This is a genomic window from Streptomyces sp. NPDC020597, assembly GCF_044335095.1.
In the GTDB taxonomy this organism is placed as follows: Bacteria; Actinomycetota; Actinomycetes; order Streptomycetales; family Streptomycetaceae; genus Streptomyces.
In genome coordinates this window covers 182935-203312 of sequence record NZ_JBIRUL010000005.1, presented here as the reverse complement: position 1 = coordinate 203312, position 20378 = coordinate 182935, and the positions used below count along the sequence as shown (strand labels likewise).

16 protein-coding genes are annotated in these 20378 nt (G+C 74.0%); 7 read left to right on the top strand and 9 right to left on the bottom strand.

The window, feature by feature from the left end; genetic code table 11:
• Window positions 1–48: 48 nt before the first annotated feature.
• Window positions 49–843, bottom strand: a complete 795-nt coding sequence (locus ACH4ZA_RS11765) for an STAS domain-containing protein (protein WP_398429099.1) — start codon at window positions 841–843, stop codon at window positions 49–51.
• A 126-nt stretch (window positions 844–969) separates the two neighbouring features.
• Between ACH4ZA_RS11765 and ACH4ZA_RS11760 the strand changes: the two genes are divergently transcribed.
• Complete coding sequence (locus tag ACH4ZA_RS11760) at window positions 970–1290, top strand: helix-turn-helix transcriptional regulator (RefSeq protein WP_398429098.1); 321 nt, start codon at window positions 970–972, stop codon at window positions 1288–1290.
• Window positions 1291–1585: 295 nt separating this feature from the next.
• Complete coding sequence (locus tag ACH4ZA_RS11755; protein WP_398429097.1) at window positions 1586–3382, top strand: C40 family peptidase; 1797 nt, start codon at window positions 1586–1588, stop codon at window positions 3380–3382.
• A 76-nt stretch (window positions 3383–3458) separates the two neighbouring features.
• Here the strand turns inward: ACH4ZA_RS11755 and ACH4ZA_RS11750 are convergent, their stop codons facing one another.
• The gene (locus ACH4ZA_RS11750) at window positions 3459–3632 is read right to left on the bottom strand and encodes a hypothetical protein (protein WP_351680595.1); all 174 of its coding nucleotides are present in this window, start codon (window positions 3630–3632) and stop codon (window positions 3459–3461) included.
• A 201-nt stretch (window positions 3633–3833) separates the two neighbouring features.
• Between ACH4ZA_RS11750 and ACH4ZA_RS11745 the strand changes: the two genes are divergently transcribed.
• A complete protein-coding gene (locus ACH4ZA_RS11745) occupies window positions 3834–4469 on the top strand; it encodes a class I SAM-dependent methyltransferase (RefSeq protein WP_398429096.1) in 636 nt (211 codons plus the stop codon).
• A gap of 15 nt (window positions 4470–4484) precedes the next feature.
• Here the strand turns inward: ACH4ZA_RS11745 and ACH4ZA_RS11740 are convergent, their stop codons facing one another.
• The 4 genes from ACH4ZA_RS11740 to ACH4ZA_RS11725 form a co-directional block, all read right to left on the bottom strand.
• The gene (locus ACH4ZA_RS11740; protein ID WP_398429095.1) at window positions 4485–5057 is read right to left on the bottom strand and encodes a phosphatase PAP2 family protein; all 573 of its coding nucleotides are present in this window, start codon (window positions 5055–5057) and stop codon (window positions 4485–4487) included.
• Window positions 5050–6441 (bottom strand): diacylglycerol/lipid kinase family protein, encoded by a 1392-nt coding sequence (locus tag ACH4ZA_RS11735; RefSeq protein WP_398429094.1) that lies wholly within the window; start codon window positions 6439–6441, stop codon window positions 5050–5052. Before ACH4ZA_RS11735 ends, ACH4ZA_RS11740 begins: the two co-directional genes overlap by 8 nt.
• A gap of 239 nt (window positions 6442–6680) precedes the next feature.
• Window positions 6681–8870 carry a DUF1996 domain-containing protein gene (locus ACH4ZA_RS11730; protein WP_398429285.1) on the bottom strand — a complete coding sequence of 730 codons (2190 nt, stop codon included), beginning with the start codon at window positions 8868–8870 and terminating at the stop codon, window positions 6681–6683.
• A gap of 257 nt (window positions 8871–9127) precedes the next feature.
• Complete coding sequence (locus tag ACH4ZA_RS11725; protein WP_398429093.1) at window positions 9128–9937, bottom strand: hypothetical protein; 810 nt, start codon at window positions 9935–9937, stop codon at window positions 9128–9130.
• 259 nt (window positions 9938–10196) lie between these two features.
• Between ACH4ZA_RS11725 and ACH4ZA_RS11720 the strand changes: the two genes are divergently transcribed.
• Complete coding sequence (locus ACH4ZA_RS11720; RefSeq protein WP_398429092.1) at window positions 10197–10604, top strand: cupin domain-containing protein; 408 nt, start codon at window positions 10197–10199, stop codon at window positions 10602–10604.
• Window positions 10605–10776: 172 nt separating this feature from the next.
• On the opposite strand, the gene ACH4ZA_RS11715 is transcribed toward ACH4ZA_RS11720, so the two are convergent.
• Complete coding sequence (locus tag ACH4ZA_RS11715) at window positions 10777–12204, bottom strand: alkaline phosphatase family protein (protein WP_398429090.1); 1428 nt, start codon at window positions 12202–12204, stop codon at window positions 10777–10779.
• A gap of 190 nt (window positions 12205–12394) precedes the next feature.
• A complete protein-coding gene (locus tag ACH4ZA_RS11710) occupies window positions 12395–12931 on the bottom strand; it encodes a cysteine hydrolase family protein (protein ID WP_398429089.1) in 537 nt (178 codons plus the stop codon).
• Between the two features lie 246 nt (window positions 12932–13177).
• Between ACH4ZA_RS11710 and ACH4ZA_RS11705 the strand changes: the two genes are divergently transcribed.
• The gene (locus ACH4ZA_RS11705) at window positions 13178–13822 is read left to right on the top strand and encodes a lipoprotein (protein ID WP_398429087.1); all 645 of its coding nucleotides are present in this window, start codon (window positions 13178–13180) and stop codon (window positions 13820–13822) included.
• Between the two features lie 26 nt (window positions 13823–13848).
• Here ACH4ZA_RS11705 and ACH4ZA_RS11700 read toward each other — a convergent pair whose 3' ends face one another.
• On the bottom strand, window positions 13849–14694 hold the full coding sequence (locus ACH4ZA_RS11700; RefSeq protein ID WP_398429085.1) for a DUF72 domain-containing protein: 846 nt from the start codon (window positions 14692–14694) through the stop codon (window positions 13849–13851).
• A gap of 121 nt (window positions 14695–14815) precedes the next feature.
• On the opposite strand from ACH4ZA_RS11700, the gene ACH4ZA_RS11695 reads away from it, so the two are divergent.
• Both ACH4ZA_RS11695 and ACH4ZA_RS11690 read left to right on the top strand, forming a co-directional pair.
• Window positions 14816–17596, top strand: a complete 2781-nt coding sequence (locus tag ACH4ZA_RS11695; protein WP_398429084.1) for a SpoIIE family protein phosphatase — start codon at window positions 14816–14818, stop codon at window positions 17594–17596.
• Between the two features lie 67 nt (window positions 17597–17663).
• Window positions 17664–20360, top strand: coding sequence for a SpoIIE family protein phosphatase (locus ACH4ZA_RS11690; RefSeq protein WP_398429083.1), 2697 nt, complete (start codon window positions 17664–17666; stop codon window positions 20358–20360).
• The last annotated feature ends 18 nt before the right edge of the window (window positions 20361–20378 follow it).

The following is a 20378-nucleotide window of genomic DNA, read 5'->3' as shown; positions in this document are numbered from 1 at the left end:
CGCCGTGCGGCGGCGCTCGCATCGGCTGCTTGCCGCGGGGCGCTCCCCCTACGACCTGATCTCCGCCACTGCCGCGGTCACCGCTTCCGGCAGGGCGGCGCCCGGCCCGGGGTTTCCCTCGACGGCGGCGACCAGGTCCCGGGCCAGGCCCCGTACCGTCCCGTCGGTGTTCCGGGCGGCCAGGGCCAGGACCCGCCACGCGTCGTCGGCGTTCAGTCCGAAGGACGCCATGAGGACGCCGCGGGCCAGGTCGATCACCGGGTGCGTCCGCAACGCGCGCCGCAGTCCCACGAGTTCGATGCGACGTCGCAGGGGGCTGCCGGCGGGTGCTTCGCCCGGCAGACCCGTTGAGCGCGTGCCGCCCGCGTGCGGGCCTGCCCCCTGCCCGGCAGCTCCTTCGCCGGTGCGGTCGACGGCGTCACGGGCGGCGGCGCCGGTGCGGGCATCGGGGGCGGCCGCGAACAGCGGCCCCGTGCCGGTCAGCGTCAACAGCCTTGCCACCGCCGGGCCGACCGAGCGCAGGACAACCGTCCTGCCCTGCCGCAGGCCTTCCTCGCGCACGGCGAGCAGCACGTTGAGGGCGGAGCAGTCGCAGAACAGGACCCCGTCCAGCTCCAGGTCGATTCCCTCCTCCGCCGCGTCGAGCGCGGCGCTCAGGGCCCGTCCGAGGGGCGCGGCCGAGTCGAGGTCGAGGTCACCGCGCACCGCCACGACGACCCGCTCCCCGTCGGCACGGACCGTGATGTCAGGGGGCGTCGCCCCGACGGGACGCCCGCCCTGGGACTCCGCACCCGCGCGCGCATCCCCGCCGCCCGCATCCGCGTCGTACACCGGTTCCGCCATGACCGCCTCCCCCGGTCACCTCACATGTCATCTCAAGACTCACTCTCCGAGCGTCATACGTCAACAGATACACGAAATGAAGTTCCGTCCTTTGTGTTCGCGAAATCCGGGACATAAGATGACCCCATGGAGGCAGCGCCCGAGCCACACACCGGATGGACGTTTCTGACCAACCACGCCCGCGTACTGGCGGCCATCGCGGACGACCACAGCGCCCGCATCCGGGACATCGCCGCACACTGCCGGCTCACCGAGCGGGCGGTCCAGAAGATCATCGCGGATCTGGAACAGGACGGTTATCTGTCCCACACGAAGGACGGGCGCAGCAACGTCTACCGGATCGAGCCGGGCCAGGTGCTGCGCCATCCCGCCGAAGCGGGGCTGAGCGTGGCGGCGCTGCTGTCGCTGCTGGCCCACGACGAGGCCGGCCGCGCCCGGCGTCCGTGAGACCGGGACGCGGCGACCCTCCGACCGTGACGGACAGGCGTCGAGCGCACACAGCCGGACACCGGGATGCGCCACACCGTCGGCACGGCAGCGGGCATCGCCGGCAAGAGACGAAGGTCACGAATACGTATCGGACATTTAACACCTCAATCTTCACACCAGGCACACAAGTTGGTTAGGTTGACGCCAGGCCGTTCGACTGCCTTTCAGGGCAGGGGGCTTGGGTCACCCGCAACAGGGGTCGCCCGGATTCCGCCGCAACACACCGGCGGAGCACGGAAGGAGAACGTCTTCCATGGCGACGGATCGCAGCCCTCGGTCCCCAGGCGGCAGCAATGAGCCGAGCCGGGCGGAGATCCAGCAGCGTGTCAGCTCGCTGTACGACCGGGCGGAGACCGACACGGGCACCTACAACGCCACGCGTGCCATGTCGAACCTCTCGCGCCGGACGGTCGGCTCCGTCGCCAACAGCGGTCGCGGATCGGCCGATCCGTCGCTCGACGCCGTGGCCAGGCAGTGGTTCGAGGGGGCGCGCGACAAGATCGGACCGACCACTGCCGCCGTGCTGCCGGCCGATCGCCGTCCGGCCCGTCCGGCCCGGCCCGCACCCTCCGCGGACAGTGCGACGATCCGCGAGCTCGAAGCGGCGGCGAGACGGATTCCGGAACTCACCGGACCCGCCGTCGCCGCGCCGCCCGCGGCCATCGAAGCGCGCCGCAACGAGCCCAGGGCCCTGGAGGCCGCCGCACCGGCCGCACTCCCCGCGCCCCGGGCCGCCCTCCCCGCGCCGGCCGCGCTCCCCGCCGCTCCCGCCCCGGCCGCCTCGCCCGCCGTCGCCCCCGTCGACCGGCAGGCCTCGCTCAGGAGCACCAAGGAGCGGATCGGGCGCAAGCTCGCGACGGCACGCGAGATGCTGGCCCGGGCCGTCGCCCAGCCCGCGCCCTCCGCGCAGCCCCCGCTCACCGCGTTCATCCCCGCGCAGTCCACGTCCTCCCCGTCGACGCAGTCCCTGCCCGCGGCGACCGCGCAGCCGGGCGGTCCGCCGACCGGCGGACCGCAGCAGCCGGTCGGCCCGCAGGCGGTCCAGCAGCCCTGGGACACCGCGGAACAGCAGGCGTTCCGTGCGGAGATCACCGCGGCGTGGGCAGGAAGGCCCGCCGCCGCTCCGGCCGACGCTGCGGCCGCCGCGCCGTCGGCCGGGCCGGAGAGCCTCCTCGACACCGGGGGGTTCTCGTTCGCCGCACCGGCGCCGGCGTTCTCCGCGTCCGACATCGCCCTGGTGGAACCGGCGCCCGACCTCGGGGGCGCGGAACTCGCCCTCGGGACACCGTCGTTCGGCCAACCGATACCCGGCCTCGGCGCCACGGCGCCGGAATCCGGCTTCGCGGCTGCACCGATGGGTGCGATCGCGCCGGACCACCTCATGGACGAACTGGGGCCGCTGACGCCTCCCAGTGGATACGCGTACCCCGAAATGCCGCTGCCGGCACCCGAGTTCGGCTCCTCCGCGGCCGGCGTCGCACCCGCCCCGGCCTACCCGACGTCCGGACTGGGCATCCCGGCCTACCCGACGTCCGGACTGGGCATCCCGGCTCCCGCGCCGGACGCGCTGACCGCCGGTCAGGGCTACCCGACCTCCGTCGGCCTCGCCGCGCCCGTGGCCCCGCTTCCCGAGCCCGTCCGGCCGGCCGCCCCCGTCGACGTCACCGTCAACGCCACCGGGACGGCCTACCTGGGCAAGGCGGACAAGGCGCTCGCCTTCGCCCGCGCCCAGACCGGACGGCCGTGCGTGTGGGGAGCCACGGGACCGGAGTCCTACGACTGCTCGAGCCTCACCCAGGCCGCCTGGAAGGCCGCCGGCGTGAGTCTGCCGAGGGCCGCCATCGACCAGGCCAAGGCCTTCACCCGGATCAGCCTGGCCGACCTGCGCGCCGGCGACCTCGTCTTCTTCTTCGACGACCTCAGCCACGTCGGTCTGTGCACGGGCAACGGCATGATGATCCACGCCCCGGGTCCGGGCGCCGCCATCCGCGAAGAGGCGATCCTTCCCTACGGGGAGGGCGCGCTGCGCGGCGCCGTGCGCCCCGCCTGAGACCGACCCTCCGCGAGACGTCGGCCGCGCCGCGCGGGCGCGGAGAACGGCCGCCGTGACGTGCGCCGCCGCCCCCTCAGTGCATGGCGGGGCGGGTGCGCATCTGCGTCCTTCTGGCGTTGTTGTAGGCGCGCAGGAGGAGTTTGGAGACGGCGCACGGCGCCCCGTCGTAGTGGCACTGACGGCACACGCGGGCGTGCTCCTCGTACGCGGCGCGGGTCTCCTGCAAGACGTCCTCGGGTGAGCTCATGGGGGTCCTCCGAACGAAACGACGGTCCGCGGCCGCCACGGCTACTCGCCAGTAGGTTCCGCGTCAAGAGGATTGGATCATGTTACTTACGGTAGTGGAAAACATGATTCCGGCCCGATTCGGGAAGTCTTTCCGCTCACCTGGCGTGAACCCATCCGTGCGAGGCCCCCCGGGACCCGCACATCACGAGAAGGAGCCGACGTGACGAGTGAGGACGACGGACAGCGCGCGGCGCGGGTGTTCGACGCACTGGGGCCCGCGTACGAGAAGGCGTTCGCGCACTCGGAGGCGCACCGCAGATCCCTGGACTGGCTGCTCGGGCGGCTCGCGCCGGGCAGCGACGTGCTGGACGTCGGCAGCGGAACGGGACGGCCCACGGCGGCGACCCTGGCGGCCGCGGGCCATCGCGTGCTGGGCGTCGACGTCTCCCCCGTCATGGTGGACCTCGCCGCGCGCCAGGTGCCGGACGCCTCCTTCCGGTGCGCGGACGTACGCCGACTCCCGCTGCGGGAGCACTCCTTGAACGCCGTCTGCGCCTACTTCTCCCTGCTGCAGATGGAACGGGCACAGCAGAGCGAGCTCATCGGCCGGCTCGCGCGGGCGCTGCTGCCGGGCGGCAGCCTCGCCCTGGCGACCGTGCCGGTGGACGTGGAGGGCGTCGACGCCGTGTTCATGGGGCAGCCGGTGCGGGTGACCAGTTACGCCCGCCAGGACCTCGTCGACGTCGTCGCCGCCGCCGGCCTCACCGTGCTGGACGAGGAGAGCGTCCTGTTCACCCCCGACCACCCCGAGGCCGTCCCCGAGCCCCATCTGTTCCTGCACTGCGGCAAGCCGTAGGCCCGCCGCCGGCGTTCAGTCCCCGACGCGGGCGGCGAGGGCGAGGACGAGGGCCGCCGCACCCGTGCCGAGGACCGCGCCGGCCACCACGTCGCCCGGATAGTGCACACCGGTGTGGACCCTCGAATAGCCCACCGCGCAGGCCAGCACGCCGAGCGGTACCGCGGACACCGGCAACGTCGGGCCGACGGCGGCGGCGAAGGCGACGGCCGAGGCGGTGTGCCCCGACGGGAACGACGCCGAGTGCGGCATCGGCACGTGCCGCCCCGGGTACGGCGAGTCCTCCGCCCGGTGCGGCCGGGGACGGCGCACCAGCTGCTTCCCGAGCAGGTTGGCACTGGCCGAGGCGACGCCGATGGCCGCGACGCCGAGCACCGCCGCGCGGCGCGCGCGACCGCCGCGCAGGGCGAGCGCGGCGGCTACCGCGAAGGAGAGCTTGGAGTGGTCGGCCGCCGCGGACAACCGGCGCAGCGCGGTGTCCAGAGTGGGCGTCCTGGTCACGGTGACGGCCTCGTACAGAGCCTGGTCCAGGGTGGCGAGGTCGCCGACCAGTCGCCGGGCGGTCACCTTCGCTGGGCGGTCAGACATCGTAGGCCTCCTTGATCGTACGGGGGTCGGGATGGCCGAGCGCGAGACGGGCGACGCGCCGCCAGTCGACCGTGGGGGGCGCGTAGGCCGCGCCCGGGCGGTGCCGCGGCACCCGGACCCGCAGCGCGGCGGGCCGTACCGTGCACACCACGGGAATGTCGAGTTCCAGGGCCTCGCCGTCGACGGCCACCGCGATGCGCTCGCGGTCCGCCTCGACGACGACGCGCTTGGAGGTCACCGAGGTGATGCTGCCCGCGCGCTCGCCGAGCAGGGCGAGTTCCGCGGCCTGCGCCGCGCCTTCCACCCGCAGGCCGATCACTCCGAGGAGCCCGGAGTCGAGCCGGGGGCGCCGGCCGCCGCCCAACGGGTCGGCGCGGGCGTAGGCGTTGTTGCTGACCAGCAGCGCCTGCGGCGCGTGGACGGCGGTGTCGTCCGTGCGCACGTGCAGCACCGGGCCCGAGGCGCCCTGCAGCAGCTCGGGCAGGTGGTCCAGGGCCGTGGCGGCCTTGGCGTCGCGGTAGTCGGGACTCTGCACTATCTCCGCGTACGCCCCGAAGGAGACGGTGTTGACGAAGGGCCGGCCGCTCACGTCGCCGAGATCCACGCGCAGTTCGACGCCGCTGGTGAGGGCGTCCAGGCTGCGCACCGGGTCGGTGCGGTCGAGGCCGAGGTCCATGGCGAAGTGGTTGCGGGTGCCGGCGGCGACGACCAGGAACGGCACGTCCAGTTCGGCGGCCACGCCGGCGACCAGCGCCTGGGTGCCGTCGCCGCCCGCGACGCCGAGCAGGTCCGCGCCCTCGGCGACGGCCCGGCGGGCCTCCGCCGCCGGGTCGACGTACCCGTCGTCCACACCGAGCAGGATCACCCGCGCGCCCAGGGCCTCGGCGCGCGCCGCGAGATCGTGCTTGACGACCTTGCCGCCGCCCGAGCGCACGTTCATGATCAGAACCGGGCGGCGCGGCGGCGGGGTCCTGCGGCCGTGGGTGCCCTTGGGACGGCGCACGCTGCGCAACGCGGCCCGGGCCGACGCCAGCGCCCCCGCCCACAGCCCGAGCGCGCCCACCGCCACCGGCCACAGCCCCGACGTCGCGTACAGCACCAGCACGCCCACGGGGGCGCTCACCGCCAGCAGACCCCCGAGCAGCCGGGCCCCGCCGCGGTGGGCCAGCATCCACCACACGCCCGCCGCGGCGAGCGCGAGCAGGGCGAACCCGGCGAGCAGCACCAGCCAGCCGCCGGAACCGACGCCGGCCATGACCACCGCCACGCACGCGGCCACCAGCGACAGGGCGAGCCGCGCCCAGCTTCGCGCGCGGGCGACGGCGTCCTGCTGCGCCCGGCCGACGTGCGGCAGCGCCCACTTCGATCTGCCTGTTCCGTTCACCGTGCGCCCGCCATGCTCCGAGGCTCCTTGTCGTGCGTCGACAGCACCAACGATCTCGGTCAATTGTCCATGGCGCGGGGCCCCGGCGTGACCGCGACCCCTGCATGCGGTGTCCCGGACGCCGGGTGGCCGCCGCCGCGCGGGGCCCGCCCCAGGGGTCCTGGCCCCGGGGAGGCACACGACCAGGGGCCCGTCGCGGGTGCGACGGGCCCCTGGTCGTGCCGACCGGACTCAGCAGCTCAGTTGCGCCGGGCGTCGCGGCGCAGGACGACGAAGCCGCCGATCACCAGCAGCGCGCCGAGCACGCCGGGCCACAGGTCGGCGCCGGTCTCGGCGAGGCCGCCCTGAACCGCCTGCTGCTCCGTGCCGCCGGTGACGGCGGTGACGGCGCCCGGGTCGGCCGGAGGCCGGGCCTGGGCCTGGGACTCGGACTGCGGCGGAGCGGACACGGTCGGCGGAGCGGTCGCGGGGGCGCCGATCTCACCGCCCGAGCCCGCCGGAGGGGCCGAGGCGGCCGCCTTCGCCGACGGCCTCGCGTCGACGCGGGGCTCGTTCTTGGCCTGCGCCTCGGGAGCGGGCTTGCCTGCGGACGGCTGTGCGCCCTGACCTTCACCGCCGGCGTTTCCGGAACCGTTGTTGTCGGCGTTGCCACCTCCGCCGTTGCCGCCGGTGTTCTCGGAACCCTTGTCGCCACCGTTTCCGGAACCGTCGCCGCCGGCGTTTCCGGAACCGTTGTCACCGGCGTTGCCGTTGTCCCCGTTACCGGAACCGTTGCCGGTGTTTCCGTCGCCGTTTCCGTTACCGCCGTTGTCGTCGCCGTTGCCGGTGTTTCCGTCGCCGTTTCCGTTACCGCCGTTGTCGTCGCCGTTGCCGGTGTTTCCGTCGCCGTTTGCGTTACCGCCGTTGTCGTCGCCGTTCCCGTTGCCGCCGTTTCCTTCGTCACCGCCGCCGTTCTGGCCGGCTCCGCACTTTCGGCCGCCGTTGATGCAGTCGACCATCTGCCGCATCAGGGAGTCGTCGAAGACGTTGATGAAGTCGCCGTGGTCGGTGACCGCCTTGTGCAGCTGCTCCGGGAAGGAGTCCACCGCGAACAGCGGGGTCGTCCTGCCGCCGTCCTGCAGGCTCGGCGCGTCGACGTCGTACACGATGCGCTGCACCAGCTGCGGCACGGCCTCGAAGCCCGCAGGGCAGGAGCCGTCGGCGCCGGCGAACGCCACATGGGTGCGGTGGTTGGCGCTGTCGATGTTGGAGCCGTCCCAGCAGCTCTGGAAACGGAAGGTGCGCACCACGTCGCTGCCGGACGGGCAGAGCGGGTACTTGTCCTTGAGCTGACGGTCCTCGAACCCGGTGCAGCTCCACGACGCGTTGGCGTTGGCCGTGCCGTTGACGAAGGCCTTGGCGTCGCCGGTGATGATGCGCAGCAGCCGCGGCATGGCCGTGACCTTGGAGCGCGGGTTGCCGACGAAGGTCAGCGTGACGTCCTTGGGGGTGATGATCTTGCCCGCGTTGCCCTCGACCCCGCCGCCCGGGCTCTGTGCGTCCCGTTCCTGGGAGCCGTTCTGCAGGCGCAGCACGGGCCAGTAGTAGGTCGACTTGTCGCCCTGGTCCACGCAGCTCGTCCGGGCCTTCGCGAGGTCGTCGTCCGAGGCGAAGGCGGTGTTCGACTGGTTGCCGACGTAGTCGTGGAAGTGGTGGGCGCCGTTGCTGACGCCCGGCGCCACGATCACGTTGTCCGAGTTGAACAGGCCGTTCGCGTTGACGCCGCAGCTGGTGACGAAGACGCCGCGGGAGGGGCCGGAGCGGGGGTCGGGTGTCTGCTGCGCCGGCTGGACGGAGGCGATGTCCGCGAAGTCCGCGGCGACCGGGCCGTTCCCGGCCTGTCCTCCGTTGCCCTGCTGCCCCTGTCCGCCCTGCTGGTCGCCGCCCTGACCCTGACCCTTGTCGTCCTGGTTCTGGCCGCCTTGCCGGTCGTCGCCCTGGTTCTGGTCGCCGTTGCCGTCGGCGCCCTCGTCCGCCTGGTCGTCGGAGGCGCGCAGGGTGCAGGAGGCGAGGGACTCCAGACCCTCGGGGCGGTCGCCGACCCGGTCGATGGCGACCGCGATCCGTTCGATCACCGCGCCCCGCTTCTCCTTGAGCGGATTCATCACCGCGTTGTCGGCGAAGCCCGCGTCCTGGCGCACGGACTGCGCCGACTCCTGGAGTTGCCGGTAGGCCGCGGCGATCTGCTCGTCGAGCACCGCGAGTTCGCGGTCGACCTCCGCCGAGGCCTGGTCCGGGACCGTCGTGAGCCTGGCGCCCACGTCCGGGCAGTCGACGGTGACGGCGCTGTTGCCGCCCTTGCGCACGGAGTTGGCCTCGGTGCCGTCCTCGGTCGCCGAGGCGTAGACGTTCGCCGCCATCAGCCCACCGCCACCGAGGATGAGCGCCATCGCGGCGAAGCTGGCCCGCCGTCCGCCCGTCGGTCGTCTGCGCCTGTTCTGTGCCAAGGAGTGCTCCTACGCGTCGTCGGCGGCCATGGACATGAGAATCCCCAGGCCCTATACGCTGCCGGACGCGGAAGTGTTCAACCGCACCGCGAATTCACAGCAAGATCTCAGGTAACCGTCCGTGCCGCGGTGGCGACGACCCTGCCCCGCCACGGCGAGCGGGGCCGGACGCGGCGCGGCGCGGCGGGCGCCGCCGGCCCTCACCCGGCCGGAGCCTCCACCAGGCCGGGCCGGGCCTGCCGTCTGCGGTCCGCCCACAGTTGCAGCAGACCCATGACGATCGCGGCGGCCACGGCGATCAGGTGCTCGCGACCGGCGAGATTGGGTTTGGCTATCGACTCCCACACCATCGAACCGCCGGTGAGCGTGAAGACGATGGGCGCGCGGCGGACCACGGAGAGATAGGTGAAGAGCCCGACGACCGCGGCGGAGGGACCGGTGTCGAGCACCTGTCCGGCCTCGGGCGGCAGTCCGAGGCACCACTGGCCTGGTCCGATCGCCAGCATCACCCGCACGCTGAGGGTGCCCGCCATGGTGGAGGCATAGGCGATCAGCAGGGTCCTGCGGCGTCCGAGGGCGAGCTCCGCCAGGGCGAAGGCGAGGAACAGCTGGGTGATGCCGGCCCACACCGGCAGGTCGAGTGCCGGGACGTACAGGGAGACCGGGGTGCGCAGCAGGGCCAGCCACAGCGGCAGGTCGCCCTGGACCCCGCCGAGGAGCCGGACGGCCGTCGCTCCCACGGGATGCTGGGCGATGCCGTGGAAGAAGATCACACCCACGCAGGCGACGACCGCCAGCAGCAGCGCGGCGGGCCCGCGCCGGGCCAGTTGCCGCACAGGGTCGACGACGATGCCGTGCCACTCGCCCCGCAGCGTGCGGCCGACGAATGCGGCGGCACGGCGGAGCGGGCTGCCGGACGGCTTCCTCGCGGTGCGGTCGGCGCGAGGCTCGCCGTCGGCGCGGCCCTCGTGAGGCCGCTCCGCTTCCGGGCGCAGGCGCAGCATGCTCATGGTCTCCCCAACCACTCGTCGCACGAGATGTGTGCGAGTCCCGCTCTGGGAGACGCAGAGATCGGGCGGCAGGATCACTCGGGGGGCCGGTCTTGACTCCCGGTCACCCCGGCGTCACCCCGGTGTGACGCGGGTGGGCTAGTGTCACCGCTGTGGATCGCACTGACCAGCGGAACATGACCCCGTCCGGATTACCGGGCACGGCGGGCCCCGGAGGGCTCCGGCGCCCGCGGCCCCTGCCCTTCCCGGCGGCCGCCGCGTGAACCGCGCCACGCCCGTCGGGAACCGGCCCGCCGCCGAACCCGCGCCGGTTCTGCGCGCCGACGGCCTCCTCACCGAACGGCTCGCCCTGGCCGCGCCGGAGGGCACCAGGGTGGTGGTCGCCGACTACGAGATCCCGCCGGGAGGCTCACTGCCCTGGCACTATCACGACGGCCGGGTCGTCGCCGTCGTGACGGCCGGGGTGCTGACCCGGACCCTGGCGGACGGCTCCGAGTGCGTGACGCCCGCGGGGGGCTGCATCGTGGAGCCGGTGGGGCCGCAGGGCGTCCACATGGCCGAGAACCGGGAGCCCCGGCCCCTGCGCATCTGCGCCCTGTTCTTCCTGCCGCGGGACTGCGCCTTGTCTACGCGCGCAGAACCTCCGCCCGCGGCAGTGCGCGACTGACCGGCCGCTCACGCCCCGGACGGGCGACACCGCACGCGCGGCCGGGGCGGTCGCACACCACGGCTTGAGGCGGCGCGCACTCCGGCCGGGGCGGTCGCACACCACGGTCGCGCGGCGCACACCCCCGTCGGCGCACGGCCCGTCGGCGCACGCGCCCGCGGCGTACGGCCCGTCAGCGCTGCGGGCGGCGGCCCGTCTCCTGCAGGGGGAAGGTCTGGTCGGCGCCCGGCACGGTGGGCTTGGGCAGGGTGGCGACGTCCGTCTGCGCCTTCGCCAGCTGTTCCTGCGTGTCGCCGGGCAGCGCCGGCGCGGGTGCACTGCCGTCCGAGAAGCGGAACGCCGAGGTGAGATCGCCGAACACGCTGCGCCGCCAGTCGCTGATGTTGGGTTCCAGGACCCCGGTGAGTCGTTCCAGCAGTCGCAGGGTCGAGGTGTGGTCGAACGTCTCGCCGGCCACCCAGCCGCCCACGGTCCACGGCGAGACGATGATCGCCGGCACCCGGAAACCGCCGCCGATCGGGAGGTCGCCGACGAACTCGCCGGGCGTCCCGACGGGCGGGGTCGGCGGCGGCACGTGGTCGAAGAGGCCGTCGTTCTCGTCGTAGTTGAGGATGAGCGCGGTCTTGGCCCAGACCTGCGGGTCGGCCGCGATGGCCTCGATCTTCGAGGCGACGAAGGCCGCGCCGGCCGCCGGCAGGTAGTCCGGGTGCTCGGACTGATGACCCGGGGGCATGATCCAGGACACCGTCGGCAGGCGGTCGTTGCGGGCGTCGTCCTCGAAGGCGCCCTCCGGCTGCGGCCGTACGCCCCGCTCGTACAGTTCGGCGCCGGGCAGCGCGTTCCTGAACGCGGCGAACTGCTCCAGCACGTTGCACCCGTAGTCGTCCTCCTGCTGGTACACCTTCCAGCTGACGCCGGCTGCCTGGAGGCGTTCGGCGTACGTGGTCCAACTGAAGGGCGTCGGAGCGGAGTTGCGGGTCACCGGGCCGCCGTGCAGCGCCTCAGGGTCGATGGAACCGGTCATCCACATCAGGCGGTTCGGCCAGGTCGGGCCCAGCACCGAGCTGAAGTAGTGGTCGCAGACGGTGAAGGTCTCGGCGAGGGCGAACTGGAACGGGATGTCCTCGCGCGTGTAGTAGCCCATGACGTAGGGGCCGTTGGCGCCGTCGGCCTGGCGGTGGGCGGGCAGCCAGCGGTCCATCCGCCCGGCGTTCCAGGCGTCGTGCTGCACCGACCAGGAGTGGCTGGTCGAGGGGATGGCCTGGGCGCTGGAGGTGCGGGTGTCGAGGTGGAAGGGCAGTAGGTAGCCCCGGGGGTTCTCGTCGTCGGGCTGGTGGAAGACCGACCGTCCGGTCCCGAGGGTGAGCGCGTCGGGGTCGGCGAAGCCGCGCACGCCGGACAGGGTGCCGAAGTAGTGGTCGAACGAGCGGTTCTCCTGCATCAGCAGGACGACGTGCTCGATGTCGGCGAGCGATCCCCGACGGGGCGCTCCGGCCGCGACGGCCTTCTGGACGCTCGGCGGGAGCAGGGAGAGGGCCGCTGCGGCGCCCAGCGCGCCCGCCGCCGAGCCCAGGAGTCTGCGTCGGGTCAGCTCTGCCATGTGTGGTGTGCCCCTTGGTGGTGGGAGGAACCGGTGGGAAGGCCGGCCCGTGCCCCCGCAGGGGCATTGCTCCGCTCGTCCGCGCCCGGGCCGGGAACGCGGGGGGCGCTGCGGCCGGCAGTCCGTGTCGCGCCGGCAGCCTGCGCGCCGGCGGACGACGCCGCAGGCCGCCGTGCCGCGCCGGGCCGTTTCAGTTCCACAACTCGTCGCTGTCGCACACCCGGGCGCCCATGTTGCGCCGCATCATGCTCAGCGCGGCGTCCGCCAGGTCGTCGTGGATGTGGGCCACGGCGTCCCGCGGAACGGTCACCCGGAGATGGCGGATGTGGGCGTCGAGCGCCGAGTAGAGCACGCACTGTTCCGTGACCTGCCCGCAGAGCACGACGTGGCCGATGCCCTCCTGGTCGAGGAGGTACGACAGCGGCGTCTCGAAGAAGATCGAGTGCCGCGCCTTGACCACGAAGAGGGACCCCTCGTCCGGCGCCAGCGGCTCGACGAGCCGGGCATGACGGCCGGCGAGCGCCGTGTCGAGGAGTTCGCCGTGGTGGGAGCGCCACTGGCCGAAGTTGTCGTTGACGTAGACGACGGGCACGCCCGCGTCGCGGGCCCGTTCGAGGAGACCGGCGATCACCGGGACCACCCTGTCCGCGGACGGCAGCAGCAGCTCCGCGTCCGGATGGTCGTAGGTGTTGATCATGTCGATGACGATCAGCGCGGTCTTGCTCATGCGGCTATGGGTTCCCGTTCGTCCCATTCGAACGCCGATATGACGGTACGTCACTCGTCCGCCTCACGGGCCGCGGTCCGCTCGTGCGAATCTCGGTGGCGGAGGCGGCGCACCCCTCGGTTACAGTGCTGCGCCGGCAACGCGCCGGCACGGAGAGGGGACTCAGCGGTGCGCTTCGGGGTGGGGAACACGGGGAACGCGGGGAACGCGGGTAACGCGGGTAACGCGGGAAGGGTGCGGCGGGGGGTGGCGCTGGCGGCCCTGGCGACAGGACTCGTGACGGGGTTGGTGACGGGGTGCACGGCCGAGCGGGAGGGCTCGGGCGCCGCGTCCGGGACGTCCGCGAAGGGGAGCGCGAAGGTCGCGAAGCGCGGGGGGTCGGTCGGGGCCGCCGGGTCGGCCTGCGAGCTTCCGGTCGCCTTCGACATCGCCGAGTTCTGGAAGGCCAAGGCCGTCGACGGCGCGGACGCGTCCGGCGCCGACGGCGACCTGGCCGAGCTTCTGGACGCGTTCGCGCACCAGGGCCCGGTCACCCTGGCCTGCGAGATCGACGCGAAGCCCGCTGGAAAGATCGGGTTCCTCCGGGTGTGGACGGGTGCGCCCGGAAACGCCGACGCGCGGACCGTGCTCAAGGAGTTCGTGGCCGCCGAGCCGCAGGCGAGCGGGGCGGTGTACCGCGAGGTGAAGGCCGGTGACGTCACGGGCGTCGAGGTCGCGTACACCACCACGAGCAAGCTCCTCGACGAGAGCAAGCAGGAGCACGCCTTCGCCGTCACCACGTCCGAGGGCCCCGTCGTCCTGCATCTCGGGGGACTGGACACCGGCGAGCACGACGCGATGCTCCCCGCCTACGAGCTCGCCAAGAGCACCCTGCGCACCACCGCCGCCTGACGACCGCCGGTACGGCGGGGACCTGTTCAGTCGCCGAGCAGGGCGCGCATGCGCGCGGCGGCCCCGACGGCGGCGTCTCCGCAGCAGTTGTTGAACAGCACATGCACCTGCTCGGTCCGCCGGGCGAGCGCGCGGATCCTCGGCGCCCATTCCCCGAGCTCGTCGGGGTCGTACTCGTGGCGGAAGCGGTCCTCCTTGCCGCCCGTGCCCCAGTGCGGGCTGCGGCCGTGCAGCCGGACGACCGCCAGACGCTCGCAGGTGACCGGGGTGACGGGCGGGACGGCCGACGGCAGGGTCTGCAGCATGTCGACGGCGACGGCGGCGAAGCCGTGGGCCCGCAGCAGGTCGGCCGTCGACCGCTCCGCGCCGTCCCGCCACCACTGCGGATGCCGGAACTCGACGCAGACCGGCCGGCCGGCGGTGCGCTCCGCGCACTGGGCGAGGAACGCGCGGGCCCGTTCGCCGGGACGGAACCAGGGCGGGAACTGGAAGAGGACCGTGCCGAGCCGGCCGGCGTCCCGCAGCGGGCGGATGCCGTCCGCGAACCTCCGCCACACCTCGTCCAGGGCTCGCGGCCCGCGGGGGTCGGCCGGCAGGCCGGGCGGCATCGCGGCGGGCCGGGTGGGATGCCCGGTCAGCAGCGAGAACGCCTTCACGTCGAACACGAACCCGTCGGGGGTTCGCTCCGTCCACAGCCGGCTGGTGCGTTCGACGGGCAGCCCGTAGTACGTCGCGTCGACCTCGACGACCGGGAACCGTTCGGCGTAGTGCAGCAACCGGCCCGCCGCGTCGCGCCGCCCGGCCGGATACCAGCCGCTGGAGACCAGCGCCCGGTCCGTCCACCAGCAGGCGCCCACCAGGATCCGACCCATGAGCGGCCGGTTACCCCGTCCGGCGCTCTTTTCTCCCCTGCGCGCGGATGCACATCCGGTCACATGTGGCGCATTCTTGCTGTGTCGCCCCACGCGGCGGCGCACGGACGAGGTAGGGCCGATGACTGGGAGCGCCAGGGACGAGCGGAGGCCGTCCGGACCGCCGCCCGCGCTGCTGACCGGGGCCGTCGCGGACGCGTTGCGGACGACGGCCGGGCGCGCGGCGGGCGTCTACCTGTGCTCGGGGAGTTCCGGGCTGCTGCGGCTCGCGGTCCTGTCCGGACTGCCCGGTCAGCTGTTCCGCCCCTGGTGGCGGTTGAGCGTGGACCGGCCGTTCCCGGTGGCGGACGTGCACCGGACGGGCGTCCCGGTGATGCTGGCGAACGCCACCGAGGTGATGCGCCGCTATCCGCAGTTCGCGGCCGGACTGCCCTTCCAGTTCGGTTCGCTGCACGTGCCCGTCGTGGCGGAGGGCCGGGCCTTCGGGGTGCTGACCGTGCTGCGGGCGGCGGCGGCCGACGCGGCGGAGGTGCAGGCGGAGGGCGAGCGGCTGGCGGCCGTCGCGGACGCCCTGGGCGCGGACCTGCTGCGGCTGGACGCGGACGGCGGGACCGTCACCTGGGACGACGCGCCGCTGTGCGTGCGGCCGCCGGCCGCCGGACCGGCGCCGGGGCGCGTCGGACGGCTCTCGTGGATCCCGGCGACCGGTGCGCTGGCCGTGGATGCGCAGGCTTGCACCCTGCTCGGGCTGCCGCCGGGCGACTTCCCCGGCACGCTGGACGCCCTGTCCCGGACCCTCGACCCGGCGGACGCCCACCGGCTGCCCGGGTTGCTGCACCGGACGGCCCGGGGCCGGCCCCCGCCGCTGCCGGTCCAGGTGCGGACCGCCGCGGGCGGTCTGCGGCTGCTGGACATGTGGCGGGCGACGGAGGCGGAGGCCGCGAGCATCCAACCGGCCGCCGATGCCCGTCGGCCCGCCGTCCGCAGCGGGGAGGCAGAGGAACACGGCGGGACGCCCGCGCACCCGGGCCCGCCCCGGCCCGCCATGGCGGCCGGGGATACCTCGGAGACCCTGCTGGACCGGGAGACCGGCGGGTCAGCCGCGCCAGACGACGGCGGAGCCGGCGCCTCTGCCGACGCACCGCGCCCCGTCGCCGGGGTCCTCCTGGACCCGGGGCCGGGAGCACTCGCCGACGGAGCGGCCGATCTGCTCCCCGAGGGCGTGTTCTGCCTCGACCGGACGGGCCTCGTCGTCTACGCCAACCCCCGGGCCGGCCACCTCCTGGGCGTGCCGCGGGAGCTGCTGGTCGGCCGGCAGCTGTGGGAGGCCGTGCCGTGGCTGAACCAGCCCACGTACGAGGAGCACCTGCGGGGCGTCCTGCTGTCGCCGGAGCCCGCCCACTTCGACGTGCGGCTGCCCGCCGCGCCCGAGAGGCCCGCGGCGCCCCGGCCGTACGAGGGCGACTGGCTGCGGCTGTCGCTGTACCCGGGGGCGGATCTCGTCACCTGCAAGGCCGTCCCGGCCGACCGCGTGCCGCACGACGACGCCCCCGAGACCGCCGACGGAGGGGTTGCCGCGCCGGACGCCGCCGCGTCTACCGCCCCGCTGTACCGGCCGATCGTGCTGGCGATCGCGTTGACGGAGGCGGTGACCGCACGGCAGGTGTCGGCGGTGGTCATGCAGGAGCTGCTGCCCGCGTTCGGCGGCCGCCGGCTGGCCATCTACCTGCTTCAGGAACGGCATCTGTACCTGGCGTGGGAGTCCGGGTTCCCCGAGGGCTTCCTGGCGCCCTTCGAGGGGGTGGCCCTGGACGCCCGGCTGCCGGGCGTGGAGACGCTCACCACGGGCCGGCCGCTCTTCTTCGACTCGATGCAGCAGCTGGCCGACGCCTACCCGGGCATCGAACTCGACGCGGAGGAGGGCGCCCGCGCCTTCCTCCCGCTGATCGCCTCGGGCCGCCCGGTGGGCTCCTGCATCCTGGGCTTCGACCGCTCGCGCAGTTTCGGCTCGAAGGAACGCACGGTGCTGACCGCGCTGGCCGGGCTGATCGCCCATGCGATGGAGAAGGCCCAGCGCTACGACACCGAGGCGGCCCTCGCGCGCGGTCTGCAGCAGGCGCTGCTCCCCCGCCGGCTGTCGCAGCACGCGCGCGTGGAGACCGCGGGGCGCTATCTGCCGGGCACCGAGGGCATGGACGTGGGCGGCGACTGGTACGACGTGGTGGAGGCCGGGGACGGACTGGCCCTGGTCATCGGCGACGTCCAGGGCCACGGGGTGCAGGCCGCGGCCACCATGGGCCAACTGCGCAGCGCGGTGCGCGCGTTCGCGCTCGGGGACCGGCCGCCCGAGGAGGTCATGGGCGGCACGAACCACCTCCTCATCGATCTGGACCCCGGCCAGTTCGCGAGCTGTTGCTACGTGCGGCTGGATCCGTCGACGGGCCGGGCCCGGGCGGCCCGCGCCGGGCACCTGCCCCCGCTGCTGCGCCACCCGGACGGCCGGACCGAGGTGCTGGACCTGCCCGGCGGGGTGGTCCTGGGGGTGGATCCGCGCGCCCACTATCCGGTGACCGAACTGCTGCTGGAGCCGGGCGCGATCCTGGCCCTCTACACGGACGGGCTGGTCGAGCAGCCCGGCCACGACATCGACGACGGCATCGCGGCGTTGCGCAGGGCGCTGACCGAGGCGGGCGGGGCGCACGGCCGCCCGCGTGAGGGAGACCGCGTCGCCTCGGCCGACGCCGCCGGGCCCGCGGGCGCAGGACGCTCGCTCGCCTACGTGGCGGACCGGCTGACCGCGGCTGCCCGCCGGTCTGCGGACCGGTTCGACGACATCGCGCTGCTGCTGGCCACCCGGAGCGGCCGGGCCGGGCCCGGCCCGGAGCCGCCGCGCCGGGGCTGAGCGGCGCGGGCGGTCACCATGGGTGACACTCTCGCCTCCGGGAGCCGGGCAGTGTAGACATGAGCACATGGTCCGACTCCTGGGGCGCTCGGATGCCCGTCAGGCCCGTGGTCCCCGGGGCCCGCGGGGTCGGCGTGCTCCCGAGACCACGCTGGGCGGGCGCAGTCTCGCCGCGCAGGTGTTCGTGCTGCAGGTCGTCATCGTGCTGCTGCTGGTGGTGGCGGCCGTGGTCGCGCTGCTGCTGCAGGTGCGGCACGACAGCACGCAGGAGGCCCGCAACCGCTCCCTGGCCGTCGCGCAGACCTTCGCGAACTCGCCGGGCATCGTGCAGGCGCTGGAGGGGCCGGATCCGACGGCCGTGCTGCAGCCTTCGGCCGAGGCCGCCCGCAAGGCCGCGGACGTGGACTTCATCGTCGTCATGAACACCGACGGCATCCGCTACACGCATCCCAAGCCGGACCGCATCGGCAAGAAGTTCGTCGGGACCCTCCAGCCGGCGCTGGACGGGGGCGTGGTGGTCGAGGAGGTCGACGGGACCATCGGCCGACTGGTCCAGGCCGTCGTCCCGGTGAAGGCGCCCGACGGGCGGGTGGTCGGGCTGGTGTCGTCGGGCATCACGACCGAACACGTGGGCGGCACCGCCGACCGGCAGCTGCCGCTCGTCCTCGGCAGCGCCGCTCTGGCCCTCGTGCTGGCCACGGCGAGCACCGCGCTGGTCAGCCGTCGGCTGCAGCGCCAGACGCACGGTCTGGGGCCGCGGGAGATGACCCGGATGTACGAGCACCACGACGCCGTGCTGCACTCCGTGCGGGAGGGCGTGATCATCGTCGGGGCCGACGGCGATCTGCTGCTCGCCAACGACGAGGCGCAGCGGCTGCTCGATCTGCCCCCGGACGCCGAGCGGCGGCAGGTCCTCGACCTGGGCCTGGACCGGGACACCGCCCAGCTGCTGGCCTCCGGCCGGATGGTCACGGACGAGGTGCACCTGGTCGGCGAGCGGCTGCTGGCGATCAACCAGCGGCCCACCCATCTGGCGGGCGGACCGGCCGGCAGCGTCGCGACCCTGCGCGACTCCACCGAGCTGCGCGCCCTGTCGGGCCGGGCGGAGACGGCCCGTGAGCGTCTCGACATGCTGTACGCGGCCGGGGTCGGCATCGGGACGAGCCTGGACGTGACCCGCACGGCCGAGGAGCTGACGGCTCTGGCCGTGCCGAGGTTCGCGGACTTCGCGACGGTCGACCTGTTCGACGCTGTCCTGGACGGCGAGGAGCCTCAGGCGCAGGGCTCGCTGCGGCGCACGGCGGTCGGCGGGATCCGCAAGGGCGCTCCGCTGTACGCGGTGGGCGACCGGATCCGGTTCGTCGACTCCGCGCCGCAGGCCCGCAGTCTGGACAGCGCACGGGCCGTCCTGGAGGCCCGGCTGTCCCGGGCGCCGGGCTGGCGGGCGCAGGACCTGGAGCGGACCGAGCAGGTCGTGGAGTTCGGCATCCACTCGCTGATCACGGTGCCGGTGCGGGCCGGCTCGCTGATCCTGGGCGTGGTCAGTTTCTGGCGTTCGGAGCGGCCCGACCCGTTCGATCCGGACGAGGTGGCGCTCGCCGAGGAGCTGGTGGCGCGGGCGGCGATCTCCATCGACAACGCGCGCCGTTTCACCCGCGAGCACGGCATGGCCGTCACGCTGCAGCGCAGTCTGCTGCCCCGTACGCTGCCGGCGCAGAACGCCCTGGACATCGCCTACCGGTATCTGCCCGCGCAGGCCGGCGTGGGGGGCGACTGGTTCGACGTGCTGCCGCTGTCGGGGGCGCGGGTCGCCCTGGTCGTCGGCGACGTGGTGGGACACGGCCTGCACGCGGCGGCCACCATGGGGCGGCTGCGCACCGCCGTGCACAACTTCTCCGCGCTGGATCTGTCCCCCGAGGAACTGCTGGGTCTGCTGGACGAGTTGGTGGCGCGCATCGACCAGGACGAGGCGGGCGACCGGGGCAACGCGGCCGTCTCCGGGGCGACCTGCCTGTACGCCATCTACGACCCGGCGTCCCGGCGCTGCACGATCGCCCGCGCCGGCCATCCGCCGCCGGCGGTGGTGCATCCCGACGGCCGGGTGGAGTACGCCGACGTTCCTGCGGGGCCTCCGCTGGGACTGGGCGGTCTGCCGTTCGAGACGGTCGAGCTGGAGCTGGCCGAGGGCAGCCGGCTGGCGCTGTACACGGACGGGCTGGTGGAGGACCGGGAGCGGGACATCGACACGGGTCTGGAGATGCTGCGCGCGGCGTTGGAGCGCAGCGCCGACGGCTCGCCGGAAGAGGCCTGCCAGGCGGTCCTGGACGCGATGCTGCCGGTCCGGCAGGGCGACGACATCGCGCTGATCGTCGCGCACACCCGGGCCCTGGGCGCCGACCGGGTCGCCGAGTGGGAGGTGCCGGTGGACCCGGCGGCGGTCGGCGAGGTGCGCTCGGCGGCGCTACGGCAGCTGGCGCGCTGGGACCTGGACGAGCTGTCGTTCGCGACGGAGCTCATTCTCAGCGAGCTGGTCACCAACGCGATCCGGTACGGCAGCGGGCCCGTGCGGGTGCGGCTGCTGCGCGACCGCACGCTGATCTGCGAGGTCTCGGACGGCAGCAGCACCTCGCCGCATCTGCGGTATGCGGCGATGACCGACGAGGGCGGACGCGGGCTGTTCCTGGTGGCGCAGCTCACCGAGCGCTGGGGCACCCGGTACACCCCCAAGGGCAAGGTGATCTGGGCCGAACAGCCGCTGCCCTGAGGGCGCGCGGACCGCCGG